This window comes from Paenibacillus sp. FSL H8-0034, assembly GCF_038000305.1.
In the GTDB taxonomy this organism is placed as follows: domain Bacteria; phylum Bacillota; class Bacilli; order Paenibacillales; family NBRC-103111; genus Paenibacillus_S.
In genome coordinates this window covers 3,288,500-3,315,148 of record NZ_JBBOBS010000001.1, presented here as the reverse complement: position 1 = coordinate 3,315,148, position 26,649 = coordinate 3,288,500, and the positions used below count along the sequence as shown (strand labels likewise).

Here is a 26,649-nt window from a genome sequence, read left to right as displayed (position 1 = left end):
CCTCCATTTTTTACACATGGTATCTATTATGGACAAAAAAAGTGCTGCTGAAAAGCCTCTTTTTTAAAATGTCGTTATTTAATTACTTTCTTGAGGTGGAGGAGCGGTATCCGATAAATAAATGCGGATCGTAGAGCCTTGCTCCAGCTTGGCACCTGCCTTCGGAACTTGATTGACCACATAGGAGCCAACCCCTGATTTGGCGAGCAGGAAGTTCGAATTCAGATTTTCATATATATCCGTAATGCTCATTCCAATCACATTGGGAACCTCAACCAAACGGGTATCGCCGTATACGTATTTCTTCTCCATTTGGTCCTTTCGCTCAGGCACCTGCATATAACGAAGAGTGTCCTCCATGATACTTTTGACAAGAGGAGCTGCTATCAAGCCACCGAACTGAAGTCCTTGCGGATTATCCACGGCAGCATAAACAACAATTTTGGGATCATCGGCGGGTGCAAATCCTATAAAAGAAACGATATGATCCGTTGCGGAATAACGGCCATTAACAACCTTTTGCGCTGTTCCGGTTTTTCCGCCAACCCGATAGCCTTCAATAAATGCATTGCGTCCGGTTCCGTTTGCAACCACACTTTCCAGTGTTTCTCTAACCTGCTTGGAGGTTGCTTCCGATATAACCTGCCTGACCAGCTCCGGTTGTACCTGATCAATCATTTGACTGCTGCCTGGCTGATACCAGCCTCTTGCAACAAATGGCTTGAAAAGCTTCCCCCCATTGATCGCTGCCGAGACCGCTGTAATCTGTTGAATTGGAGTTACTGATACCCCTTGACCAAATGCTGTCGTAGCTAATTCGACCGGGCCGACACGCGACATTTTGAACATAATACCATTCTCTTCGCCACCGAGATCAATCCCGGTTTTGGTACCGAAGCCGAACTTCGAAATATAATCGAACAGCTTTTCCTTACCTAACCTCTGGCCCATTACAACAAAACCCGGATTGCATGAGTTTTCTACGACTTGCAAGAAGGTCTCACTTCCGTGACCGCCCCGTTTCCAGCATCGCAATCTTGCACCGGCAACCTCAATGTAGCCAGGATCATAAAAGGATTCATTCAAATTAACCTTTTTCTCTTCTAAAGCAGCTGCCAATGTAATAATTTTGAAAGTCGAGCCAGGCTCATAAGTCATCCAGATCGGCAGATTACGGTCATAGCTCTCTTTGGGAAACTCACGAAAGCTGCCTGGATCGTAACCGGGTCTTCCTCCCATCGCCAGGATTTCTCCGTTATTCGGATCCATCACGATAGCAATTGCATGCTCCGCCTGATATTTCACCATGGCCTGATCAAGCTCGCGCTCCAGTACGGATTGAATATGGCTATCCACAGTCAGCTGCAGATTCATCCCATCACGTGGTTTCACATAAGCGTCTGTTGAATTCGGCATTTGCCTGCCTGCTGCATCAGCCAAAAATGATATGCTTCCACCCAATCCGGTCAAAGGTTTATCATATTTTAATTCTATGCCCGTTAGACCTTGATTATCAATGCCGGTAAACCCAAGAATATGTGCGGCAAGTTGTCCAAAAGGATAGTACCGCTTATTGTCCTCTGCAACAACGATACCCGGAAGATTCAGAGAACGAATTTCCTGAGCCTTTTCCTGAGTAATCTTCCGGCCTCCCGGCTGGATACGTACAATTAATTGCCTTTGTGTAATCTGTTTAAGCAGCGCCTCCTCGTTCAGCTGAAGCGCAGAGGCAAGCTGGGCTGCTACAGACTTGGCATCTTTGATTTGTGCCGGAATGGCCATTACCGTTGGCGAACTGATATTATAGGCAAGCTGTACCCCGTTTCGGTCCAGAATCTCACCCCGTTTGGCTGCAAAAGGAATATTGCGGCGCCACGAATCCTCAGCTTTTCCGGATAACTCCGGCCCTAACCATATTTGAACAAAACCAAGCCTTATGATCAAAGCGATGAACAAAAAAGTGCCAATAATAAGTGCCACAAATAGTCGACGACGAACCGTAGTTTGAGTTGCTTTCATGACTGTCCGTTCCCCTCCTGAAATAAATCTGGGACTGCTTCATATCCAGATTATTCAGGACAAACAGTGGTTAGAACAAGCCTACCTCGCTGGAGGGTCGTTTTTTTTGGCAGTACCTTCATTAACCTTGGTTGATTCTGCCGTTTTGACGGGATTATTGGGTTTGACTGATGTTACCTTTTTATCCGTCTTTACTGGCGTAGGAGCAGTTGGTGCAGCAGGAGCTTCCGCATCAGAAGACGGGCCCTGCAGCAGTTCGCTGTATGGCTTAAGCTGCAAAACAAGCTGCTTGGCATCACTGTCTCCAGCTAACGATTGAGAAGAAACATAGCCCTCGCCTACGGATTGACACTTCACTTTAATGAATGTGCATACTTCCAGAGCATCCCGTAATGATTTGCCTGTCAAGTCTGGTATAGGCAGATCACCGCCTTCTTGCAGTACCACATAAATTCGTTGAGCAGAGCTGATATCGGTCCCAACCGGTGGTGATTGTGCGATAACTTTATTGCCTTTTCCAATGCTTTCGACGATTACACCGAATTTGTTCATCACATTTTTAGATTTCTCAACGGTTTGGCCAGATAGATCGGGCATCAACATATCTTCAACCTTCTCCGCTGCTTTCATTTGCTGAGTATCGGAAGGCACGCCCATATAACGCAGGGTTTGCGACACAATTTCTTTAAAAGCCGGAGGTGCTACCTCACTGCCCCGATGGTAATCGCCCCCGAGTTCCGGTTCATCTGCAATAATTGTAACAAGAATTTTCGGATTCTCCACAGGTGCATACCCTATAAAGGATACAACCCACTTGCCTTCTGCATAACCTTTACCGCCAGGCTCAACCTTGTTGGCTGTTCCCGTTTTTCCTGCGACACGATATCCCTCGATAAAAGCATTACGTCCTGTTCCGATAGCCTGATCGCTAACCACCTGCTCCAAATATTCACTTACCTGCTTGGCAGTTCGCTCGGATACAACCTGCCGAATCACTGTTGGCTCGAAGGTCTGAATCACTTCCTTGGTCTTCGGGTTCACGATGTCTTTAACTACATGCGGTACCATCAGTTTACCGCCATTGGCAATCGCTGCGTATGCCGATGTTTGCTGTATCGCAGTTGTCGTCAGACGTCCTTGACCATAAGTAGCCGTTGCATAATCAGAAGGGTATTTCATCGCTACGATACCGGGAATCTCCCCTGGAAGATCAATCCCTGTTTTGACTCCAAAGCCAAAATCCTTGATATATTTCTCAAGCTTTTCCTTACCCAGCTTCTCATAGCCAAGCTTAACAAAAGCGACATTACTTGAGCGCTTTAAACCATCCAGATATGAAATTTGCCCCCATCCAACAATATTATGGTCATGTAGGATCCGCCCTGGCACTTGAATAGCCCCCGACTGATACTTATCTTCGGGAAAGAACAAATTTTCCTCTACGGCTGCAGCCAACGTGACAATCTTGAAGGTCGAGCCTGGCTCGTATTGGGAGGCAACCGTATTATTAATAAAATCACTCTGGTTTTTGTTATCCCAGTACTTGTTAGGATTAAAATCAGGGGTACTTGCCATCCCCAAAACTTCCATCGTATTCGGATCGACTGCTATTGCAGTCAAGCTTTTAGGGTTATATTTGGCATTCACTTTCTCGAGCGCGCTTTCAATATAGAACTGGATATTTTTGTCGATAGTGAGTCTAACGTTGCTGCCATCCACAGCAGGCTGGTAATTAACCTTGGCATCCGGAAGTTCGACTCCGGTTCGATCCTTTTCATAGCTCCTGTTTCCGGGAATACCTTTAAGAAAGCTGTCAAAGCGAGACTCCAGTCCAGTTAAAGCTTTACCCTCTTTATCCGTATAACCAAGCACATGAGAAGCAAGCTTGCCACCTGGATAAAATCGTTTTTGTTCCTTTTGCAGATAGATTCCGACGTTTTTAACATTTGTCTGATTTTTGAGCGTCTCGACGAAGGCTTTAACTTGCTCGGCAACCTCCGTATCAATTTTCCAGCCCTCATTGCGAATTTCTACTTGCGTCATCAGTGTCATCTGTTGTGTCTTGTCATCCATCCTTTTTTTATTGAGCAGCGTCCGGATTTTTTCCTCTAAAGCCGTTATGGCTGCCGGATCATCCGATGTTTTTAACAATCCTGCCAAGCCTTTAACTACACTCTGCTCCAATTGATATTTTTGAATAATAATCGGATTCAAAGCAATCGTATAGGCAGGAGAATCTTCGGCAAGCACCTTGTCATTGCGATCCACAATCGCTCCTCTGACAGGGCGAAGCACATCCTCCTTGGCCCATCTCTCTTGGGCTGATGTCAGTAAACCAGCACCCTGCACGACCTGAACCCAATAAAGTCTGCCTACTATTGCAACAAAAAAGAGGGTGAACAACCCTCCAATGAGTAATGATCTAAGCTTTACTTTTTTTGTCATTTCGACTCCTCTCTCCCATTTCTATCAAAGATGATTAAGGGGCGATATCCGTCGTTTTTTGATTCACTGCCGTCGCATTAGATGGAGCTTTTGGTTCTTTAAGGGATACTTTGCTGATCTGTTTGTCTTCAGGCGGAACCAAGCCCACTTTAGTAGCTTCGGTTCTTAGACGATCTGGACTCGATAAGGCTTCTACTTTATGCTTTAACACACTGTTCTCCGCCTGCAGCATTTGAATATCGGTCTCGAATTTCAAAATCTTTGTGTTCATTTCATAGATTTGCGCATAGCGCCAAATAATCAGGCTGGCCACCGCTACGCAGACAAGTACCGTGAATAAATAGAGCAGCTTCTCCTGAACCGGAAGCGATCTGTTACGGTAAACGACCCTCTTGGTTTCCTTAACTGTAACCCTTTCCTTCTGGGCGGGACGTGGTTGAGTTGCCGAGCTTCCGTGTATGTATGCAGGCATTGAGATATTTCCTCCTTCACTAAGTAAGTTTTTTATTTAAGAAAACCTCTAACGAGGTCTAATTGATGAAGATTCATTCGTGACGTACAGTAGCTTTTTCATGTTAAACTCTAGCTATGTAGTTTTTCAGCGATTCTAAGCTTGGCTGAGCGTGATCTGGAATTTCCATCCAGCTCTTCAACACTGGCTTCTATAGGCTTACGGTTAACAAGCTTCACAATTCCTTTGGTACCGCACACACATATCGGAAAATCACCTGGACATGTACAACGCTCAACATATTTGGCAAAGGTTTGCTTGCAAATTCGATCTTCCAGCGAATGGAAGGTGATGACTGCCACTCTACCTTCAGGCGCCAAGCAGCGAATCGATTGCTCCAACGCTTCTTCAAACACACCCAGTTCATCGTTGACAGCTATACGCAAGGCCTGAAAGCTGCGTTTGGCTGGATGAGGTCCATTACGTCTTGCTGCTGCAGGGATACCTTCCTTTATTAGCTCGACAAGCTGCCCCGTCGAATCAATAGGACCTTTAGAGCGTGCCGCAACAATCTTTCCGGCAATACGCCTTGCAAATTTTTCTTCTCCGTATTCAAACAAAATACGGATGATTTCTTGCTCTGGCCAGTCATTAACAATCTCTCTTGCCGTCAATTTCGCAGTACGATCCATTCTCATATCCAGCTCGGCATCATGATTGTAGCTGAAGCCTCGTTCTGCTTCATCCAGTTGGGGCGATGAAACGCCCAGATCAAACAAAATCCCGTCAACCTGTGGTTGACCGCTTTTCATAACCCGAGGCTCGAGCTTCAGCTGTTCCTCCAAAAAACGGAAATTACTTCGCACCAGCTTGACCCTATCCATTAAGGGCGCAAGTCTTTCTTTGGCATTATCCAAGGCTGCATCATCCTGATCAAAAGCGATCAATAACCCTTCGCTGCTCAAACGGGAAGCAATTTCGTAGCTATGTCCAGCACCGCCAAGTGTGCAATCCACATAAATACCATCTGGTTTAATATCCAATCCTTCTACAGCTTCTTGCTTCAATACAGTAATATGATGAAACATCGTTACCCTCCTCAGAGTTTTGCGCAGCAAAACTTACTTCGTAAGCGTTACTGAGTTTTGCTTGGCAAAACTTTCTTCGTAAGCGTTACTGAGCTTTGCATAACAAAACTTCGTAAACATGGTTTGTTTTCAATGGCTAGAGATCGAAGTTAAAATCAACAAGCTTTTCGGCTATTTCGTTGAAGGACTCGCTCGATTGCTGGAAATAGTTTACCCATATTGGCTTGCTCCAAATCTCAACACGATTGGAAACACCGATAACGACGCAATCTTTATCCAATTTGGCATATTCAACAAGGTTATTTGGCAAATTAATTCTGCCTTGCTTATCCAGTTCGCATTCTCCGGCACCGGAGAAAAAGAACCGACTAAAGGCACGGGCATCCGACTTCATGAGTGACAAAGCTTTCAGCTTTTGCTCAAGCACCACCCATTCTTCCATAGGGTATACAAATAAGCATTGATCCAAGCCTCGAGTGACAATGAAGGTTGTTCCAAGGGATTCGCGAAATTTAGCTGGCACAATGATACGACCCTTTTCATCGATGCTGTGCTGAAATTCGCCCATGAACATAAACCTTCACCCCTTTTCACCACTTTACCCCACTTCCCACCACTTTGTATAGTTTAATTCTCTAGAAAAAAGAAAAATCCTGCTTATGGGCAGGATTGCAATTAAAATTTTTTATTTATTCCTTATCCTCTACAGTGCTATCCTGTGATACATTAGGCTCTGCTTCGCCATTTTCTTCTGTAAGCTTTTTACGAATCTCCTTCATTTTTTTCTTTCTGGAGCGCCTCACAAGGACAATCGGGAGGAGAATCAAAAAGAGAAGAAGGGCAACAGGCAGCACCGCGGCCGCGGCAACAATGAGCCATTCAAAAACAACCGTCAGAATGATAGCACTTTCATTGAGTGCGGAAGCCATTCGTTGGAACAACGGTCCACGATCATTAGCCTGAATAACGGCGGCTGATCCCAGCTTCTGGGCCAGTCTGACTTCAATCGTTGAGTACGATACATTTTGCTCCAGGTATCTCATCCGGCCTTTAATGCGTTCAATTTCCTCCTGGACTTTGCCCAGCTCATTGGAAAATGCCAATAGCTCGTCGGTTTTTGATGCCTTTTCCATAAATGTGATCAATCGGCTCTCTACCACCTGCTTGGCCTTCAATCTGGAGGTCAGATCGACAAATTCCTCGGAAACATCCTGACCCTGCATATTTTTCTTTGCAGACGGATTAATCGTTTCCAATTGCTTCATTAAGGATTGAAAGCCGCTCGCAGGTACCTTGATGATGAACATTCCGCTTTTTTCATAATTATTTTCATTCTCATTGAATTGTAAAATGTAACCACCTGCCTGGCTCACTGCGGACTCGATTTTTGCCTGTGCTTCCTCATACTTATCAACCTGCATCGTTATATTTGCTTTGTAAATAATTTTCCGTTCGACTGCGCTGTCACCCAAGGCATTTCCGTTAAAGCTGTCGGCTGGTTTGGCTGTACTCGCTTTATCCGTTGCTGCCGATTTCATGTCCATCACGGCTGGTGCCGCCGCATCACCTGCAGGTTGTGCTGCCAGCATATCCGATTTTTGTTCCGACAAAGCGCTCGAAGCTGCTCCCGGTGCGGAAGCAGTCGATTCACCTTTCTCTCTGGCAGCCGAGCAGCCGCTCAGCAGAACGACCAGAAGTGCAGCCAGGATCCAGCGTTTGGCCCTCATCCTCTTCAAGCTCTTGTCTTGATTTTGTTCCATTTAGATTCCCCCCATATTTGTTTTGGAATCAAAGCAACATCACTCCGCAATAAGTACCGCGAGCTCAGTTATCTTCTAAACGTGGGAGAATGTGGGTTTGTTGCACTCTGTTGGATATTCAAAAAAATACATCAAGTTTCAATTAAAAAGAGGCCCGCAGGCCCCCCTTTCAAATGTATGAACCATCCAACCTGAAAACTGCTTCCAAGCTGCTCGCACAAGGATCGGATATCTTAGCCTACTTCCTTCAGAAAACGATACTGTGCTTGAATTAAACCATAATAGATCCCCTGCTGCTTCATTAAATCATCATGATTTCCTTGCTCCATCAACACACCATGGTCCAGTACAATTATGTTGTCGGCGTTACGAATTGTCGAAAGACGGTGAGCGATAATAAAGGAGGTTCTGCCAGCAAGCAGCGTTTTAAGTGCCTCCTGAATTTTCAGCTCGGTTTCGGTGTCAATACTGGCAGTAGCTTCATCCAGAATCAGAATACGTGGATCGGCAAGCAGCGCTCTTGCAAAGGAGATTAGCTGTCTTTGACCCATGGATAGCATATTGCCGCGCTCCTGAACCTCGGTATCATAACCCTGCGGCATATCAACGATAAAATCATGCGCACGAACAGCCTTCGCGGCAAATTCCACCTCTTCGTCAGTCGCATTCAGCTTGCCAAAACGGATATTATCACGAATCGTGCCCGAAAAAATAAAGGTGTCCTGAAGCACAATCCCCACTTGCGAGCGCAAGCTCGAGACCGTCACATCACGAATATCGTGTCCATCAATCGTAATACTGCCACCCGTGCTATCATAGAATCGGCACAATAGATTGATGATCGTGCTTTTGCCAGATCCCGTATGACCTACCAATGCAATGGATTGACCTGCTTTTACACTGAGATCGATTCCCTTCAGCGCTTTGCGGCCTGGTTCATACTCAAACTCAACCTGCTTCAATTCAATATCCCCGAGAACGTTTGGCAGCTCCTTGGCATTTAATGCTTCAGGTACATTGGGCTCTTCGTCGATAAATTCGAAAATCCGCTCAGATGAGGCCATAGCAATCAGCATTTGTGAATACATTTGCCCTAGACGGTTAATAGGCTCCCAGAAGAATCCAATATACGTGGCAAAAGCAACAAGCAAGCCGACTGTAATTTCCTGGGATTGAATCAAATGCGCCCCGAACCAGAACAAAATACAATATCCAATCGCGCCCGTTACTTCGATAATAGGATTAAACGACTGATTGAGCGTCGATGCTCGATTCCACGACTTGTGATTGCTTAAATTCATATGATCAAAAAAGGACATGTTTTCTTTTTCCTGCGCAAATGCCTGAGTCACCTTAATCCCTTGAATACATTCATTCAAATGGGCATTGATCCGGGACTGCTTGGATTGTACAACCTGCCAGGAACGCCGGATATGTACCCGAAGCTTGGTGGAAATGAAAAACATGATCGGAACCGTTACAATAATCGCCGCACCCAGCTTGATATTGAAATACAGCAATATGAAAATAATACCGACCAATTGTACACAATCCATCAAAAGGTTGACGACACCATTCGTAAATAAATCCTGCAAGGAGTTCACGTAGTTCGTTATACGTACCAGGATCGAGCCAGCCGGACGTTTATCAAAAAACTTGAAGGAAAGCTTCTGGATATGACTGAACAAATCGTGCCGCAAATCATAAATCACTTTTTGTCCAATCTGATTCGTAAATCGAATCCGGTACGTGTTGGCTGCCCACTGAATAATGTAGAGGAGCAGCATTCCGCCCACACACTGAAACAGCAGCCTGGGATCGCCTCCCTCACGCAGCGCATTATCGATAGCATAAGCAATCAGCAGCGGATTAAACAGCTTCGTCAGTGCTCCGACAATCATCATCGTGATAATAACAGGAAGAATTTGTTTCGAGTAAGGCTTCAGATATTTGCCCAGCCGTTTGACCTGTCCCCAATCAAATTCTTTATCCAATACTTCATCATCCTGATAGACGAAGCGTTGGCCTGTTTGCTCATCCATCCCGCTTGCGGTTGTTGATTTGCCCTCTTGACTCACTGCGTATACCCCCCATTATGTTGGCCCGTTGCGGCTGCCTGGCGAATCCCTTGTGCTTCCTCATGGATATAAATTGTAGGCTCCAGCTTCATGCCGCCTTCCGGCTCTACCTCCTGCGGCTGATCAGCGAATTGGATTTTATATGTTTCCAGATAACGTCCTTCCTGCTGCATAAGCTGCTTGTGCGTACCTCTCTGCACGATGTGCCCTTTGTCCAGCACAATAATTTCATCGGCATGCCTTAATGACGAAATACGGTGGGCAATAATAAAAGTCGTTCGGCCTTTCATCAGCTCTTGAAAGCCCTGCTGAATTTCATGTTCTGTTTCCATATCCACAGCACTTGTGGCATCATCCAAAATCAGGATTTTGGGATTTTTGAGCAGGGCACGTGCAATCGCAATTCGCTGCTTTTGACCCCCGGAAAGTCCCATCCCCCGTTCGCCAACAATCGTATCGTAGCCGAGCGGCATTTCCATAATAAAATCATGTGCTTTGGCCAAGCGTGATGCCTGAATAATCTGTTCCATGGACACATTTCTGACCCCATAGGCAATATTGTTCAGAATCGAAGAGGAGAACAGAAACGTTTCCTGAAATACAATCGCCATATGCTCACGCAGGCTTTCCAATGTAAGATCCCGAATATCACGGCCATCAAGCGTAATGGAGCCCTCTTTGACGTTATAAGCTCTTAGCAGCAGTTGTATGACAGTCGATTTCCCTGATCCTGTTCCGCCGAGCAAGCCTATAACCGAGCCTGCTGGCGCATCAACGTTAAAATTCCGCAAAGCAGGCTGTTGATCGGTATAAGCAAAGGATACTTGATCAAATTTTACATGCCCCTTAACCTGATCAGCCTGCAGTGTCACAGCGTTATCCTTGTTTTTTACATGCACATATTGATGCAAAATTTCCAACAACCGTTCTCCAGCTGCCTTCGATTGGGTGAAGTTATTAATATGAAAGCCAATTTGCCACATCGGACCGATGATATACCACATCAAGCTGAAGAAAGCGACAAGTTCTCCCAAAGTGAGACTGCTGTTAATAACCATCCAACCGCCGACACCCAACAGGATAACTACACTTAAATTCGCAAACAATTCCATTAATGGAAAATATTTTGCCCAAATGCCTGAGGTCGTCACGTTATTCAGCTTGTAATCTTCGTTACGTTCAGAAAACTTTTCGATTTCATAAGGCTCTCTGGCAAACGATTTGACCGTACGTACACCAGTAATGTTTTCTTGTACAGAAGTGGTCATGTTACTCATCGATTTACGTACCGAACGGAAAGCCGGATGAATTTTCCCTTCAAAACGAATAGCTGTAAATACGAGAAAGGGCATTGAAATCATCGTAATCAGTGTCAGCTTCCAATTGATCGTCATCATCATAATGGAGCCAAAGGTAAGCATCATCACCACATTTAATATTTGCACAAAACCAAATCCGATAAAATCGCGCACCGCCTGCAAATCTGCCGTTAGCCGCGACATCAGGTCCCCTGTTCTTGCTTTGTCATAGTATTGAAATGATAAGTACTGCAGTTTCTTGTACAAGGCGTTTCGGAGATTAAAGGCGGTATGGTTACCCAGCTTCGAGCTAAACACACCATGCATAAATTGAAAAAGCGCTTTACAGGTAATGACACCGACCACAACCAAAGAAAGGTATGGCACCGCTGAAAATTGCTGTTTCGCAATCACATCGTCAATCAGATACCGCAGTAAATTCGGATAAACCAGTCCGAGCGCCGTGGCTGTCATCAGTGACAGGATCGACGCAACCAAAAATCTTTTTTCTGACCAATAATACTCCTTCAACTGCTTGAAAACTTCCATGTTACCCTCCTCAGGATGTGCTGCTGCAAAACGGCATTCTAAACAAAGCGGTCCGAGAACGACCACCTTTGTAAAAATGGCCTTCGATTCGACAAGCCTGCAATCGAAAGCGTTTGCTTTTTTAAGCATCTTAACACCATCCATAGGGAGCGGCAACAACCCCTTTTCTCATAATAGTCCTTATACGGAGAAAAACCCTCGAATCCCCACAAAATAGGGAAACAATCCACTTATCTCGCCCAAATAATACCTAATTTCGCCATATGTAAACCCTTTCACGAAATAAGCAAAAAGCAGCTGCTCTTCTGCGAACAGCCGCGATTTGCCGAACCCTTATTTTAACGTATTATTCAAAAAAAGCAGTCAGCTGGGTATGCGTTTTTTGCAGCGCAGCGACATCAACAGGCATTTCCAAAGCATGCAATTGGCCCTGTGCATATTCCTGCAGCTCTTGACGGATATGTTCCGCTAATGCCTCATACCAGCTTTTCAATTGTCCACTATAAGCGGCATACAGCCAGGTCGTCTGCCCTGTCATGTAAGCCGTTAGCGGTACATTCAGTGCTGCCTCCAGCTCTTTGCGCAAATTCTGCTTACCGTCACCCTCAAAGAAATGCTTCGCATTTTTGTAAAAGCCAGCAACCCATTTGTGCTGTATGGAATCGGCTCGGAACGCTTCGGCACCCTGCGGTGTCTCGAACGCGCTTGCCTCATAGTCCGAAGGCTGAAATGCGGCCAGCTCTTGGCCAAGACCTTGCAGCCACTGCTGTCTTCTTTTTGCGGCGCGGTTATGAATGGCATTTTCAATCCTTAAGGTAATAGCTAATACCTCCTGAGAAAGATCGAATGCAATCATCTGCTGCAAATCATTCCATGCGGAACCAGCAATAACCAAGGCACTCCGTCCTTCCTCACGAAAGACAGCGGGATTAAAGGCGAGATTAAACAGCTCTCCAAAGCGGTACGTAGCCCGCTGCTTAACATAGTAAAGAAGTTCTTCAATCTCCTTGAGCAGCTCTCGCTCCTCGGCCTCCGTTCCGTGATTTCTCAGTACAGCATCCGCTTCACCTAATGCTTTACGAATCGCAGTTGCACGAGCCAGGCGTGCCTGCTCGTCACTCTGCGCGCTTGTAATCCATTGCTGAAGCACATCCGCAGCACGCTTCAGATCGGCCTGGCCGGAACGAATCGCAATATCCGTCAGCTCACCCAATGAGAAACGGACAAAATCCTGTTCAAAGGCAGAAATCCCGGAAGCCTGCACGGTTTCTTGCTCCTGAGCCAGCTTGCCTTCCAGCGCATAGTAGCTGGACATCGGATAGATCCGCGGGTGACGAATACCGTGCTGCTGCAAATTGTTGGATACATGTGTAACGACACCCTCCAGCTCTTCTCCCGAAGATGCCAGATCGGCAGCGTTGACGATAAAAAACATTTTATCCAGCTCAAAGCTGTCCTTAACCCGGCCCAATTGCAATAAAAACTCCCGGTCCGCATGAGAAAATGCATGGTTATAATAAGTAACAAATAGGATGGCATCGGCATTTTTAATATAATTAAAGGCTACACCCGTATGTCTGGCATTGATCGAATCGGCTCCAGGTGTGTCTACCAGAACGATACCTTGATCCGTTAATGGATTGGAGTAATACAGCTCTATCAGCTCAACAAAGCACGATTTGCTTTCGTCAGCCGCATACAGACCAAACTGATCGGCATCTACGCGCAGCTCACTGCCCAGATCGGACTCGACAGCCCCCCAGCCCTTCTCCACAGCCTTAAGAAATGTATAGTGCGGCTTGCCTTTGGCTGAAACGCGATCCGCGGACAAGCCGCGAATGGCCGACAGGCTCTCGGGCAGGCTTGCCGTATGAATGCCGAGCATTTCCAGCGAGAAACGAATATCATCCGCAAGGCTGTCACGGCTTTTCATCCGTATCTTGGCTGTACCATGCGGCCAGCCGTTCTCCGGTTCGGGTGGCATGATCTTGTTGATTGCCGCCGTCGTCGGATTCGGCGACACCGGCAGCACACGTTCGCCGATCAGTGCGTTGGCGAACGAGGATTTACCGGCGCTGAAAGCGCCGAACAGCGCAATCGTGAAGCGGTTGCGCTGCAGCCGCTCCGCCTTCTCCTGCAAGGAGCGGCTGATGCTTTGCAGCGGCGCCAAGCCCGCGAGCTCTTGCGCGCCGGCGGTTAGCCGCTGCGCCGCGCTCTGCAGGCGAGCGCGATGCCCGCCCTGCGCGAGCGGCGCTGCGCCCTCGCGCGTGGCGCGGCCGCTGGCGGCGGCAACAGCCGCGAGCGCTGCGCGCGCACCGCCTGCGGCGTTAGCTGCAGCCTGCGGAGCTGCTGCTGCGCCGGGCGCGGCCTCGCCTGCGGCGGCCGGGTCCGGCAGCGCGGCGCAGGCGTGCGTACTGCCGCAAGCGGCGCCGCGAGCGCTGCTGCGTAGGCCGCCTCGGCCGCGGCCAGCCTCTCGAGCTCGCGCAGGCTGCCCAAGCGGCCGTTCAGCGCATCGAGCTGCTCACGCATAGCTAGCAGCTGCGGTCCCTGTGCCGCTGCCAGCATAGCCATAAGCTCATCAATCAGCTCAAATGCCCGCTTACGATAAAGCAGCTTCATTTCCGCAGCAAGCTGCTTCATATAATTCAATGTATACTCACCGCTGAAGCCTGATGCCGTATTGACCTGCGAAGCAATCCATTCCGGCTCCACCTCAATATGAAGACGTTCTATCGTCTCCCTGATAAGGTCCGCACTTACGAGGGTCCTTGTCATCTCCATCGCTTGCTCCATTCCCTTTTGAAGCGCCTGCTGCAAATGACGTTCCACCTGAGTAGCTAATTGACCAGCAAAATCATGATGAAGCGCCGATAAACGACGTTCCACTTCCTTCGCTGTTTTCGCTGCCCCTGCAAACAATCCTACCTTAAAACCGGGCTTACGGCTGTTCAGGTACTCTTGAGCCAGATCTCGAGTGACAGCCGGTGTTATGTTGGCATTGTCCAATAAAACGGTCGTATCTTTACGTAATGCAGTCCGCAGCTCCTCAGGCTTGGCTTCTGCAAGCGCAATGCTTTCACTTATATCCAGCCATTGCAGCTGTGCAGATTCCAACTCTTCATCAGCAGCTAATTGAGCGCGCAGCTGCTCTTTAAGTGTATCGTTTCGTTCCGCTATTTTGGCAGCATGCATGCTGGCCAGGTGCTGTGCGGATTTCTCCAGACTGAGCGCCGATAATGCAGCGTGCTGCTCAATAAGTCGTTCAAGCAGCCAATCGAGCTTGGCCCATTCACTATACGGGTGGTCAGGCGCCTTAACCGAAGTATACAAAATACCGTCAGGCTGAATATGCCAGTTAGCAAATGCCTCTGCTACACCTGTCCGATAGTCAGCAAACGATAACTCCTGATCCCGATGCTTATCCACTTGATTGATCAACAAATAGAGCGGTTTGCCCCATTCCTTCATTTTTTTGGTAAAGGCAAAATTAATTTCAGACTGCACATGGTTATAATCCATTACATAGAACACCACATCTGCCAGATGCAGTGCCGATTCGGTCGCTAAATGATGAGCATCGTCTGTAGAATCAATTCCCGGCGTATCCAGCAAGCATGCATGATCACCTAAGAATGGCAGTGGGTACCGCAGCTCAATCGTTTCTATCGCTTCTCCATCGCGGCAGTAGGCGGCAAGCTCGGCAAGCGGCACCTTCTGGACTTTTGGCGGCAAATCCCCCTCATGGACCCGATGGACAACAATCGCCCCAGATTCCCCACTGCTGATCCTTACGATATTCGCACTGGTCGGAATGGGGCTTGATGGCAGGAGCTGATGACCGCACAGCTTATTAATCAAGCTTGACTTGCCTGCAGAAAAATGCCCGCAAAACGCTATATACAAACTCCCGCTCTCCATCTTTTGCAGAAGCTGTTCAATCTTCTTCCCATTTTCCTTATCATCGGTCTGCTGCACCTTCGTCAGCAAGGCACGAATCGCACTCTCCATGTTTTCCTCAAGTAAAACTCCGCTGTTCATTCTCGATCTCCCCATTACAAAATGTTCATCTAAACAACAAAAAAAACCGAATGGCTTCGGTTTTCAGTGTACCACACTTTCAGTAGTCGGAATAAAAATTTCGAACAAATTACCATGCTGCAAAATTGTAATATCCCTGTCACGAACCTTCATAACAACAACCTCTAGCTTTGTTTTCATCCGTTCCAAGTAATTATCAGGTACTTCGCCTGACTCCATAACAGTGATACCATCTACTTGCTTTTCTTCATTGTCAGCAAGCTTCAGATTAATGATTTTCTCATAAATATCAGAAAATACTTCAAAATCATTCGTATACACAGAGATACATTTCATATTAATCCCATCCTTATTTGGTTGCTTGGTCTCATGATTCACTTATATAGATTTCCTATTACTGACTGTTTTCATACGTTTTTTTCCTTCACGGCATACATCCAGCAGAGGACAGATGCTGCATTGAGGATTTTGAGCCTTGCAATGATAGCGTCCAAAAAATATAAGTCTATGGTGCGTATCCGTCCATTCTTCTTTGGGAACCAGCTTCATCAGCTTTTTTTCTACTTCAAGTACAGAATCATTTTCACTTGCCATTCCCAAGCGCTTCGATACTCGCTCCACATGGGTATCAACCGCGATAGCGGGTACGCCAAATGCATTCGATACGACTACATTTGCCGTTTTTCGACCTACACCTGGCAGCTCAACCAGCTGCTCATGCTTTTCCGGGATTAAACCATCATATTTCTCCAGAACCATTCTGCATAGTGCCTGGATATGTTTTGCCTTATTACGAAAAAGTCCAATGCGACGAATATCCTGCTCCAATTCATCCAATGGGACCGCCACATAATCCTCTGGACGTTTGTACTTTTGAAACAAGGAAGCTGTCACCTTGTTCACGGTCTCGTCCGTACATTGTGCCGAGAGCAGTACAGCTATCGTAAGCTCAAAAGCATTTGTGTGATTCAATTCGCAATGTGCATCCGGAAACATACTGGCCATAATATCAAGTATGCTGCGGGCTTGCTTCTTGTTCATGGAGTGGCCAACAGTCCTTTGTTTGATGATATACATTGTAGTGTACCGAATCTCGGGAAAGTAATCAATATTTAGATGGAAGAAAAACCGAACATTTATCGAATTTTTATTTTTTTAATAAAATCCTCTGTAAAAATAACTATTTGTCGAAGCATCGTTTGAAGATAGGACCAATATATACGGCAGCTTTGCTTGTGAGCAGAAAGTTCCATAAGCGCTAAAGTGCTTATGGAACTCTCAATACTCTTTAAGAAAGGAGGATGCCCTGCTTATCGAGGTTATTTAGCTGATCATGCTTTATTGCTTTTCGATTTCAATAATTTTGTCGTCCAGTACATACAGCGTCACTTCTTCATTTTCGACAAAAGCATTGGCGGCTACAGATGCAGTGCCTTTATGCAAGTATGCTTTTGCAAAGAAATTGTAGGTCGATTTATCCCCGGCCGCATTAGGCTTAAGCAGTAGTTGATTCAGCACATTGTCGTAAGAGGCCACGGTCCGCTTGGAAGAGGTAGCCACCGCAATTTGCACCTTATCTCCTGCATCTTTAATAATTTCAACCCGATCATTAGGTTTTATTGCATTGAGCGCAGCCAGTGCTACACCGTTCTGTTTGATCACGAATTGAAGTCCCACGGGAACAATCTGTGTCGTTCCGGTAGCAAGCTCTTGAACCGTCAAGGTTCCAGTAGCCGTATCCAATGCTGTAACTTTACCACGCAGCGTGTTCAGTATCTCGGCTTTTTCAAGTACATTCCCCGTGAGCGAAACCTTGACAAACTCATCCTGCTGAATATCGGTAAAGTTATGCGTTGAATTCGTAGAATTCGTGATTTTATCATTATTGTCAACGGTGAATACATTCAAGACACCATTCTCATCCTTAACACTAATCTGTCTGCTGTCTGCATTTGCTGTGATTACTTTATAGACTGCCGTTTTTTTATACAGTATTTGACTGATTACATCCTGGTTGCCATTAAATCGCCCCTGGATAGTATCTCCCACTTTCAGGTCTGTAAGCAGAGCATTTGTCTTGCCATACATATCAACACCAATACCATTTTGTACTTTGAAGGTTGTATTTTGGCCTCCACTAGTTCTTAATGTCACTTCACTTGCTGTCGTGTTAAGTTGTGTGATAATACCTTCTACCTGTATGGTTAGCTCGATCGTAAGCACTTTATCTTTGGATATCTTCAGGTCTACCTTCTTCCCCTTCGTAAACTGTGAAGCAAAGTTGGATAGTGGCAGTTCAGAACCCCAAAGTTTAAGTGCTGTATTGTCTGTTAATTTATAAGCATTGTAAGTTCCGCTGTCATTAACTACAGTCAATGCCTTTAGATCAGCATCATAATTAACGATAGTGGCCAATGTAATTAAATTAATCGAACGACTGGTCACCGTTACTTTCACGATTTTCTCATTTAACAGATCAAGCTTCAGCTCGTCACCGACTTCAAGATCAAAGAAACCTGCATTAGGCAAACCATCAATCGTCACAAGTGCATTATCGGCAATAAAATAAGCGCCCAACGAACTCCCCGGCTTATTCACCGTTAAAATCTTTTTGTCCTCACTAAGGCTGGTTAATGTACCTGTCACATTCGTAGTAATGTCAGCCTGCTTACGAATGGTTACTGCTGTTACTTCATTGGTCTTAACCTCAAAGCCTACAATATCACCGATCCGCAGCTTGCTAAAATCGGATACCGTAGTACCATCAGGAAGCGTTACTGAAGTTTTCGACGAAATCGGATAGGTTTCATTTTGTCCCGAAGTTTGTTCGAGGAACGTAATCGAGTTCTGCTCCTTTTGGATACTGACTATAGTTCCTTCAGCTGATTTACTTAATGGTACCTGCTTCACAATAATTTGACTGATCTTGGCATTCGGCAATAGCATACTACGTTTTAATTCAATGAGACTGCCAACCTGGATCGTACCCAGGCTTAATCCACGCCCTTCTTTGTCCGTGACGGTTACGGTAGGGGCAAGCTCCTTGAGAACTTTGGTGCCAGCTTGATTAATGGCAACGGTCATTTGATTTAAAAATAAAGTATCCAGAGTACCTTCAAAGGACTCCATCTTTTCCTCGTCATTCGTTAATTCCACATAAGAAGCGACTCCAAGTGATTGAATGATATAGACCTGATTCGTTTCCTTGAGTGTTGTTGATGGGATACGACTGTCATCCTTGGCATTATAAATAACTGTACCTACATTCAGCGTATACTCACTGGACTGCCCTTTATCATTTTGAATCGTTAATTTATTATCCTTCAAGCCCATTACATATCCAATAACAACCTTATCAGAGCGTTGTGTTAATTCTTTATCCGCACGGCTTAAAAAAGTTGCCATTTGTGCCCGCGTGACACTGCCAGCAGGCTGGAATTTATTGTCATCCATGCCATTCACAATATTTAATGAGACCGCTGCATTCACATAACCAACCGCCCATGAAGAAAAGTCCTTAGCATCCGTAAACGTGGACGAATTCGCGGCTTGCTGCTGAGCTAATGTTTCTTTGCCAATGGATCTGATAACAATTTTGGCCACCCATTCCCGGGTAGCGGGTCTTGAGCCCCAAGGTGTTTTGTTAGTGCCAAGGCTTTCTGTTTCTTCCTTGAAATTAATAAGTCCCTTATCCAGCGCATAGGCGATATAAGGTTTGGCATAGTCGCCAACCACAATTCCTCCAAGCACAGTGTCAGTTTTAATTTTTAACACTTCATTTTCAAGCCCCATTAAACGTAACGCCATAACAATTGCATCCTGTTGGGAAACCGAATTATCGGGACGAAAGTCAGCCTTTTCATAGCCTTGAATGATTCCAAGCGCGGCTAACTTGGTAATATGCTTAATAGCCCAGTGCTGTGGACTTACATCTGAAAACTGGGTAATTGTTGATGCCGAATTCGAGGAGCTGGTTGTAGTTGTGGTTGAAGGTGGTGTAATTACAGGATCGGCAGCATAAGCTGGACTGCTCATGATTACCGATAATGCCATCAAACCAGCAGTCATTTTTTTAATAGACAAATAATTGTGCTTGTTGTTCATGCAAGTTGTTCCTCCCGGCGTATGTGGATAATATTTCATTCATTATGTTTATACTTAACGCTTAATAGGATGCGGTAGATCCATATGCCCCATTAAGCTTTCTATCGATTTGCCATCTACCAGAAATTCAATACTATTAATTTCCGTGAATTGAAAAATAGTTTTTTTCAAAGCTTGAAGCAGCAGAGCCTCACCACCTGAGCCAAGTCTGGCCTCGGGAGCCATTGTAACATTGATCGTAAGCAGTCCACTTTTGGCCGCTGCCGAATGAAACGTAAAGCCCTTAAAGAGCGCAATATTATTACTATCAGGGCTCATGCTCAATGCTTTAAGCGCCGCCATATATTTCTCATCATCCTGTTGATAGGATATATTCGTTTCCTGTTCAACAAGCTTTTCTCCAGACTCATCACCATAATAAGCTTTAATTTTCAATTGTTTATTGTTGTCCGGAGCAGGGGTTGCCTGTGGTGTAGCTTGGGATGGTGCCGATATTGGACTACTGCTTGTAGCCTGTGGTTTGCTCATAGCTGGACTTGCCAAAGGTTGCTCTGTTGGCGATTTCGTTTGCCCGCACGCTGACAGCAGCCCCAGCATGCCAATACCAATGATTGTATTCCTGAGTAATCGGTGTTGCATTGTCGTTACCCACTCCCTAATCCAGTCTCAATTGCTCTTTAATACCCGCCACAATCGCTGCTGCCACCTGATTTTGAAAAGTTTCCTGAAACATCGTATTCTCTTGGATTTTATTAGACAAAAAACCAAGCTCCAGCAGAAGCGAAGGCATAGTCGTATTTTTTATAACGTGAAAATCTTCTTGCTTCACCTTACGGTCTTCAAATCCACTAGCTTTCAACAGCTTTTGATGCATTTGTATGGCGAAAGGCAGACTTTGTTCCGTGTAATAATAGGTTTCTAGTCCATTCACTTCTTCTTTGCCTAATATTGAATTTCCATGAATAGAAACAAACAGATCAGCCTTGGCATCATTGGCTATAGCCACACGGCCAGGCAGCTCAACAAATGTATCATTTTTACGAGTGAGTATAGCCTCAATTTTCGGCTCTTTGGACAGTAAGTTATATACTTTTGTTCCAACTCCCAGCACAAATTCCTTCTCATGTCTGCCTGTAAAGGAGACAGTTCCAGCATCCTTACCACCATGACCAGGATCAATAACTACCGTATATCGTTCTTTGGCTGGAGATAAAGACCACACCAGTTGGGTACTCGAACTGCTGGCAGAAACCTTGAAATCTATCTTTTTGTTTAAATCTATGATTATTCTAACGATAGATGATTCTTTGGAAAATAGCAAATAGCGAATTTGAGAGACAGCCGCATTTTTCTCCGTAATTGTCCCTTCACCATTGGAATTCAGCTTGAGCCCGGCAGCCAGCTGCCCATTAGGTATATCAATTTGAACTCGGTTTGGATTCGCTGTAGTTGTGACATCAGGAATGGCCTTGCCTCCACTTGTTTTCACAACAAACTGGTCACCCTCCATCGAGATGGATTGGATTACGGTGACAGCATCAGGCTTTTTCGCGCCAGCATCTACGCTTGTCGAAGAATAAGATGGTGGTTGATTAGGATTGGCAATAATTCCCGTTTTTGTGCCAGTATTAGATGAATCAGGCTCAGGCGATTGTGCGGATGGTTTATCCTTGGACGTATCTACCACTTTACTTCCATCAGTACCTGGCTTGTCCAAAGGCTTGTCGGTCGTTTTACCATCCGGCTTGTCCAAAGACTTATCAGGTATCTTATCGTCCGGCTTGCTCGAAGGCTTGTCAATTATTTTATCATCCGGTTTGATAGAAGGCTTGTCCGTCGCTTTATTGTCCGGCTTATCCTTGGAGATATTGTCAACTGGCGTCGGAGCTGTGATCGTGCCTTTGTTATCGCTTTCTTGATTGAACAGAAAAACAGAACGCGTCAGATCGTCCCAAGTTACTTTAATTCCCATCTGCTCGCTAATAAACCGTACAGGCAGCATGGCATTGCCATTAACGATCGAAGGTGCTGTATCCAACTGAACAGCTTTGTTATTTACATAAACTTCCTTTTTATCAATAAACATTTGAATACTGATATTGGACTTATTAACAGTCACTTTACGGATTTTCTCTTCCCATTGTACCTTGGAGCCCAGAGACTCAGCAATGATTCTTACGGGTACCATAACTTTGTTATCCTTGTTAATAAGTGGTGGTACCTCAGTTGTCAGCTGTTTGCCATCAAGGAACAATTGGAGCGGCTGCGACTCCGCAGCAAAGCTCATCATCGGTACAAGAAGGAGAGACAATAGCAGCATGGAAAACAACGCAGTAATAATTCTCATTCTACACCTCAACTCATTTTATGTATGTATTTATGTTCTATAAGGAAATTGGAATTCCACCGCTACTTACGGCAATTACGACACTTAATTAGACTATGAAAATTTAAAAAAGTTTCGTGAACTGACAAAATAAGCCCAAAGCTGCAGGCAGCGCCTGTATACTTTGGGCTTATGTAAGGATTTTGTTTAGTTCGCGATATGAACCTTGGCCTGCTCCAACAGCTGACGAAATTGATCTCCTGAAAGCGTTTCTTCCTTCACAAGAATGTGCAAGGACTGTTGAAATACGACTCTATGGTGCTCCAGTAATTCTCTTGTTCTTGCATTAAGCTCGTCCAGAATCGCCGAGTTTTCTTTCATTAATTCTTCTTTTGTCACCATTTCACGATCAATGATACCAAGCTTTGTCAAACCTGAATCCATCATGGTTCTAACCAGGTGCAGAGCCTGCTCAAAGTCATTCCGTGAACCGGTGCTACGCCCACCATAAAACATCTCCTCTGCAACTGCACCACCCAGAGCAATAATAATTTGCTGCTCCAGATTTTCTTTTGTATACAAATATTGGTCTTGCTGCGGATTATGGCGAACATATCCAAGCGCCTTCCCACGTGGACTAAGTGCTACCTGGGATACCGAGCCTGGACGAACCGCCTCAGCAGCGATCGCATGCCCTAATTCATGGAGAGCAACCCGGTCCCGCTCTTCCTTTGTCGACTCTCTATCGGTTTTCTCACCGAGCATCACCTTATCCACTGCCTGGGAAAGATGACTTTGGTCAATCGTGATAGCTTCCTGACGCATAGCATAGATAGCAGCCTCATTCATCACACCTTCAAGCTGAGCACCTGAGAAATGAAACGTTTCTTCCGCGATCTGCTCCAAATTGACTGTCTCTGCTAGAGGTTTGTTTTTGGCATGTATATTCAGGATATGCAGTCTACCCTTTTTATCTGGCAAATCCACTTCAATATGACGGTCAAAACGACCTGGACGCAGCAAGGCGCTATCGAGCATTTCCTTACGGTTGGTTGCTGCCATAATCAACACCCGCGGCGTAGTCGTCGTATGAATACCATCCATTTCGGTCAGGAGCTGGTTTAGTGTTTGATCATATTCACGATGCTGCCCACCATCCCGCTTGCCTCCGATAACATCAATTTCATCGATAAATACAATGGCGCTTTCTTTATTTTCTTTAATGGCACGAGCCCGTGCTTCTTTAAATAAATCACGAACTCTACTTGCACCCACACCTACATACATTTCAACAAACTCACTGCCGGATGCAGCCATAAATATCGAGTTCGTGTAATGTGCGGCAGCTTTGGCCAATAACGTTTTCCCGGTTCCTGGAGGGCCTGTCAGCAATATCCCTTTCAACGGGCGAATACCGAGCTTGGCAATCTCATCATGCCTGATCAGGAAATCAAGAGCTTCCTGAAGTTCTGTCTTGGCGCGTTGTTGACCTCCAATATCGTCAAAAGTCATATAGCTGGGTGTCACATTACGCGATTTGCGTTCGGAAGCACCTATTCCCATGCTGGCACCCCGCATCCGATTCATATAAAATAGAGCTCCCATAATAATAATCATAAAAATAATTGGAATTGCGTTTATTCCTATAAAAACGAGGAACAATAACAATACGGGTACAAAACCAATAATGATTTCTTTATATATTTTATCCATTTGTCCACACTCCCATTTTGGCAGACGTACGCGGAAGCATTAAATATTTGCTTTTATCACCATCTGTCAAAGATATATACACATACTTGTCGTCCATCTCCGTAGCAACCTTTAACCCTTCAGAATCAAGGGCACGAGCCTGTAATGTTTTGGGGATTTGTGTGTATTGCTTGGTTTCCATAGCCTGAGCAACATCGAACAAAGCGGAAGACCACCATTGATCCATTCGTGGTGTCGATTCATTCGTTACTTTCAGCTTTAATTCTTTTTTGCCGATCAAGCCGGAGCCTTCATTCTGAATACGGTTATACACCTCGCGAAGACTTGTCCCGGATGCAAGCTTTAATTCTATTAAGGCAGCTTCACTTGAAATACGAGTTTGTACATGCTCTACACCAGGAGTGCTGCTTACAATTGCCGACAAAGGATTTTCCATCGCAAAGCTCTGGTAAGCAAACCATCCGCCGAATAGTAATGTAGCTGAAATTGTAACACTAACTAATAAAGGCAATAAGCGCAGCTTCATAAAAGCAGTCAGTCCCCTTTCCAATCAAGATTCTCAGTCAACCTGTACACTATTAGTATATCACATTTTATATACGAAGTGAGAGCTAAACTAGTTGGAAATTCGAATACATTGCTATAATTGTAACAAAAAAGCCGCACTTTATATGATAGAAGTTCCCCCCTATAATTGTGCGGCATAAGCAGTTATTGAATACTTAAACGGTACGTATCGAGCCAGGTACCATCTTTGAACAAATAGTAATCGTAATAATAGCGATCAGGATTGGTTTCTTCAGCAGCGATTTTGTAAAATACTTCCCACACGAGGTTGCCGTTCCACACGCCAGGCACCATACGCTTGATGTTGGCAGTTGGCTGGCGGCTTAAAGTTAGCGCCTTTACTTTTTCAGTATCGATTCCATCAGCAGCCATTTGTGTGAAAATTTGATCCTCGCCTACCCAAACCACCAGCTTTTGGCCTATTTTATCTTCTCCATGGATGATCGTATAAGGTTGTTCACCAACAAATCTCTCCACATTGGTAACTTGTGCCAAAATCGTTTTCTGGTAAGCAGTCTGCACTGCATTGCGTTGAATCTGCCATTCTTTTTCCTGAATCGTGTTGTAGAAATGTACGCCGAGAAATAACAACAAGGCTGCAACGAACACCGCTGCTGCTGTTATTTTAATTTTCATTGCACCGAAGCTCCAGTTAATCGTTCAAAGCAGCTTTGAGCGTCATAGAGTATTTTTTCTTCATCAAGGGTTAAGCATACGCCATCTTTCACAATTCTCTGCCCATCAATCCACACATCGCTGACATCTTTGGCGGAAGCCGAATAAATGACATGAGATACAAAGTTGGTTTTCGGAAAAAAGTGTGGTTGATCTATGTCCAGAGCGATGAAATCAGCTTTCATTCCAGGCTGAAGGGCACCAACGTCTTCAAGCCAAATGGATTTAGCTCCATCCAGCGTGCCCATCCGGATAGCCGCTTCAGCAGGAACTGCTACAGGGTCTCCGCTCACACCTTTATGAATCAGAGCCGCAAGACGCATTTCTTCAAACATATCCAGGTTGTTATTGCTAGCAGGACCATCAGTTCCTAATGATACCTTAATTCCCTTACGGAGCATTTCGGGTACACGCGCCACACCGCTTGCCAGTTTTAGATTGCTTCCTGGATTGTGGGATACCCTAACATCATATTGGGCCAATACATCTATCTCTTCATCTGTCAGATGAACTGCATGAGCAACAACGGCCGGTCTGGAGAAAAGTCCAAGCTTGGCCAAATGAGCTACAGGCCTTGCTCCGTATTGTTCGACGTTTTCCTGAACCTCACGCGCTGTTTCCGACATGTGAGTATGGATCGGCAATTGAAGCTCATGAGCTACTGCTACGATTCGTTCAATGTAATCTGGAGGGCATGTATAAGGAGCGTGCGGAGACATCATCGTTGTGATACGACCGCCAGCTTTGCCATGCCAATCCAGTGCAAATTGTCTTGCTTCTACCAGCTTAGCTGTTTGAACGTCAGGAGGGCACAATCCAATCACACCACGAGTCAGGACAGCACGCATTCCGCTTTCCTCGACAGCTTTCGCGACTTCATTCATATGATCATACATATCGACAAATGTAGTCGTTCCGCCTTTAAGCATTTCCAGAATGGAGAGCAGTGTACCTGAACGTACATCGTGAGCTGTAAATTGTCCTTCCATCGGCCACATTTTCTCCTGCAGCCACACCTGTAATGCGAGATCGTCACCATAGCCGCGCAGCAATGACATCGCAGCATGGTTATGAGTGTTAACTAAACCCGGCATAAACAGCTTCTTGGACCCGTCAATACGCTCGTCATACAGCTCAAGAGGCTGTGGAAGCCCTTCTCCTATGTAGGTAATCAAATTATTTTCAATGGTCATATAGCCTTGAATAATTGGTTTTTGTTCATTTAATGTTAGAAATACACCATTCGTTATGATTGTTTTTGTCATTGTCACCCGAATCCTTCCTCGCATTTAGCTTCAACTTTTACTGTACAACTTCAAAGTTTTAAAATCAAGTATTGAAGACCCTCGCAGCCAGATAACCGTTTACATAAATGAACTTTCATGAACATATTCTGAATTGGATAAACTATCATTGCATTCCGTTACTGCTATATGGTATTTTTAATTTTGCGTGAATTTTAATCGCCAAAATTCTACATAATGAATCTAAATACTTCGTATATTATTAATTTATTGTTAATATAGAAGTCAGTCCGC

Annotated in this window: 19 protein-coding genes; all 19 read right to left on the bottom strand. The window is 45.2% G+C overall.

The features are described 5' to 3' along the window. Positions 1-78: 78 nt before the first annotated feature. The gene (locus tag NST47_RS14845; RefSeq protein WP_341155825.1) at positions 79-2,019 is read right to left on the bottom strand and encodes a stage V sporulation protein D; all 1,941 of its coding nucleotides are present in this window, start codon (positions 2,017-2,019) and stop codon (positions 79-81) included. 81 nt (positions 2,020-2,100) lie between these two features. After that, positions 2,101-4,464 (bottom strand): penicillin-binding transpeptidase domain-containing protein, encoded by a 2,364-nt coding sequence (locus NST47_RS14840; protein WP_341155824.1) that lies wholly within the window; start codon positions 4,462-4,464, stop codon positions 2,101-2,103. A 34-nt stretch (positions 4,465-4,498) separates the two neighbouring features. Then, on the bottom strand, positions 4,499-4,936 hold the full coding sequence (ftsL, locus tag NST47_RS14835) for a cell division protein FtsL (RefSeq protein WP_341155823.1): 438 nt from the start codon (positions 4,934-4,936) through the stop codon (positions 4,499-4,501). Positions 4,937-5,046: 110 nt separating this feature from the next. Beyond that, positions 5,047-6,003, bottom strand: coding sequence for a 16S rRNA (cytosine(1402)-N(4))-methyltransferase RsmH (gene rsmH, locus NST47_RS14830; protein WP_341155822.1), 957 nt, complete (start codon positions 6,001-6,003; stop codon positions 5,047-5,049). A gap of 136 nt (positions 6,004-6,139) precedes the next feature. Further along, complete coding sequence (gene mraZ / locus NST47_RS14825; protein WP_240413825.1) at positions 6,140-6,577, bottom strand: division/cell wall cluster transcriptional repressor MraZ; 438 nt, start codon at positions 6,575-6,577, stop codon at positions 6,140-6,142. A gap of 115 nt (positions 6,578-6,692) precedes the next feature. Next, on the bottom strand, positions 6,693-7,763 hold the full coding sequence (locus NST47_RS14820) for a DUF4349 domain-containing protein (protein ID WP_341155821.1): 1,071 nt from the start codon (positions 7,761-7,763) through the stop codon (positions 6,693-6,695). Between the two features lie 233 nt (positions 7,764-7,996). Then, positions 7,997-9,805 carry an ABC transporter ATP-binding protein gene (locus tag NST47_RS14815; RefSeq protein WP_341159675.1) on the bottom strand — a complete coding sequence of 603 codons (1,809 nt, stop codon included), beginning with the start codon at positions 9,803-9,805 and terminating at the stop codon, positions 7,997-7,999. 32 nt (positions 9,806-9,837) lie between these two features. Further along, positions 9,838-11,688 (bottom strand): ABC transporter ATP-binding protein, encoded by a 1,851-nt coding sequence (locus tag NST47_RS14810; RefSeq protein WP_341159674.1) that lies wholly within the window; start codon positions 11,686-11,688, stop codon positions 9,838-9,840. A 346-nt stretch (positions 11,689-12,034) separates the two neighbouring features. After that, positions 12,035-13,858 (bottom strand): dynamin family protein, encoded by a 1,824-nt coding sequence (locus tag NST47_RS14805; RefSeq protein ID WP_341155820.1) that lies wholly within the window; start codon positions 13,856-13,858, stop codon positions 12,035-12,037. Positions 13,859-13,884: 26 nt separating this feature from the next. Beyond that, complete coding sequence (locus NST47_RS14800; protein WP_341155819.1) at positions 13,885-15,726, bottom strand: dynamin family protein; 1,842 nt, start codon at positions 15,724-15,726, stop codon at positions 13,885-13,887. Between the two features lie 63 nt (positions 15,727-15,789). Beyond that, positions 15,790-16,062 (bottom strand): NAD/NADP transhydrogenase alpha subunit, encoded by a 273-nt coding sequence (locus NST47_RS14795; protein WP_076228343.1) that lies wholly within the window; start codon positions 16,060-16,062, stop codon positions 15,790-15,792. Between the two features lie 42 nt (positions 16,063-16,104). Further along, positions 16,105-16,767, bottom strand: a complete 663-nt coding sequence (nth, locus tag NST47_RS14790; RefSeq protein WP_341155818.1) for an endonuclease III — start codon at positions 16,765-16,767, stop codon at positions 16,105-16,107. Between the two features lie 297 nt (positions 16,768-17,064). Further along, positions 17,065-19,830 carry an S-layer homology domain-containing protein gene (locus NST47_RS14785; protein WP_341155817.1) on the bottom strand — a complete coding sequence of 922 codons (2,766 nt, stop codon included), beginning with the start codon at positions 19,828-19,830 and terminating at the stop codon, positions 17,065-17,067. A gap of 54 nt (positions 19,831-19,884) precedes the next feature. Then, entirely contained in the window at positions 19,885-20,469 is a 585-nt protein-coding gene (locus NST47_RS14780) for a GerMN domain-containing protein (RefSeq protein ID WP_341155816.1), read from the bottom strand. Between the two features lie 16 nt (positions 20,470-20,485). Beyond that, entirely contained in the window at positions 20,486-22,177 is a 1,692-nt protein-coding gene (locus tag NST47_RS14775) for an N-acetylmuramoyl-L-alanine amidase family protein (protein ID WP_341155815.1), read from the bottom strand. Positions 22,178-22,363: 186 nt separating this feature from the next. Then, on the bottom strand, positions 22,364-23,869 hold the full coding sequence (locus NST47_RS14770) for an AAA family ATPase (protein ID WP_341155814.1): 1,506 nt from the start codon (positions 23,867-23,869) through the stop codon (positions 22,364-22,366). Beyond that, on the bottom strand, positions 23,862-24,395 hold the full coding sequence (locus NST47_RS14765) for a hypothetical protein (RefSeq protein WP_076227502.1): 534 nt from the start codon (positions 24,393-24,395) through the stop codon (positions 23,862-23,864). The genes NST47_RS14770 and NST47_RS14765 overlap by 8 nt, the downstream gene beginning before the upstream one ends. Before the next feature lie 185 nt (positions 24,396-24,580). Beyond that, on the bottom strand, positions 24,581-25,072 hold the full coding sequence (locus NST47_RS14760) for a cell wall elongation regulator TseB-like domain-containing protein (protein ID WP_341155813.1): 492 nt from the start codon (positions 25,070-25,072) through the stop codon (positions 24,581-24,583). Next, positions 25,069-26,376 carry an amidohydrolase gene (locus NST47_RS14755; protein WP_341155812.1) on the bottom strand — a complete coding sequence of 436 codons (1,308 nt, stop codon included), beginning with the start codon at positions 26,374-26,376 and terminating at the stop codon, positions 25,069-25,071. Before NST47_RS14755 ends, NST47_RS14760 begins: the two co-directional genes overlap by 4 nt. Positions 26,377-26,649: the final 273 nt, after the last annotated feature.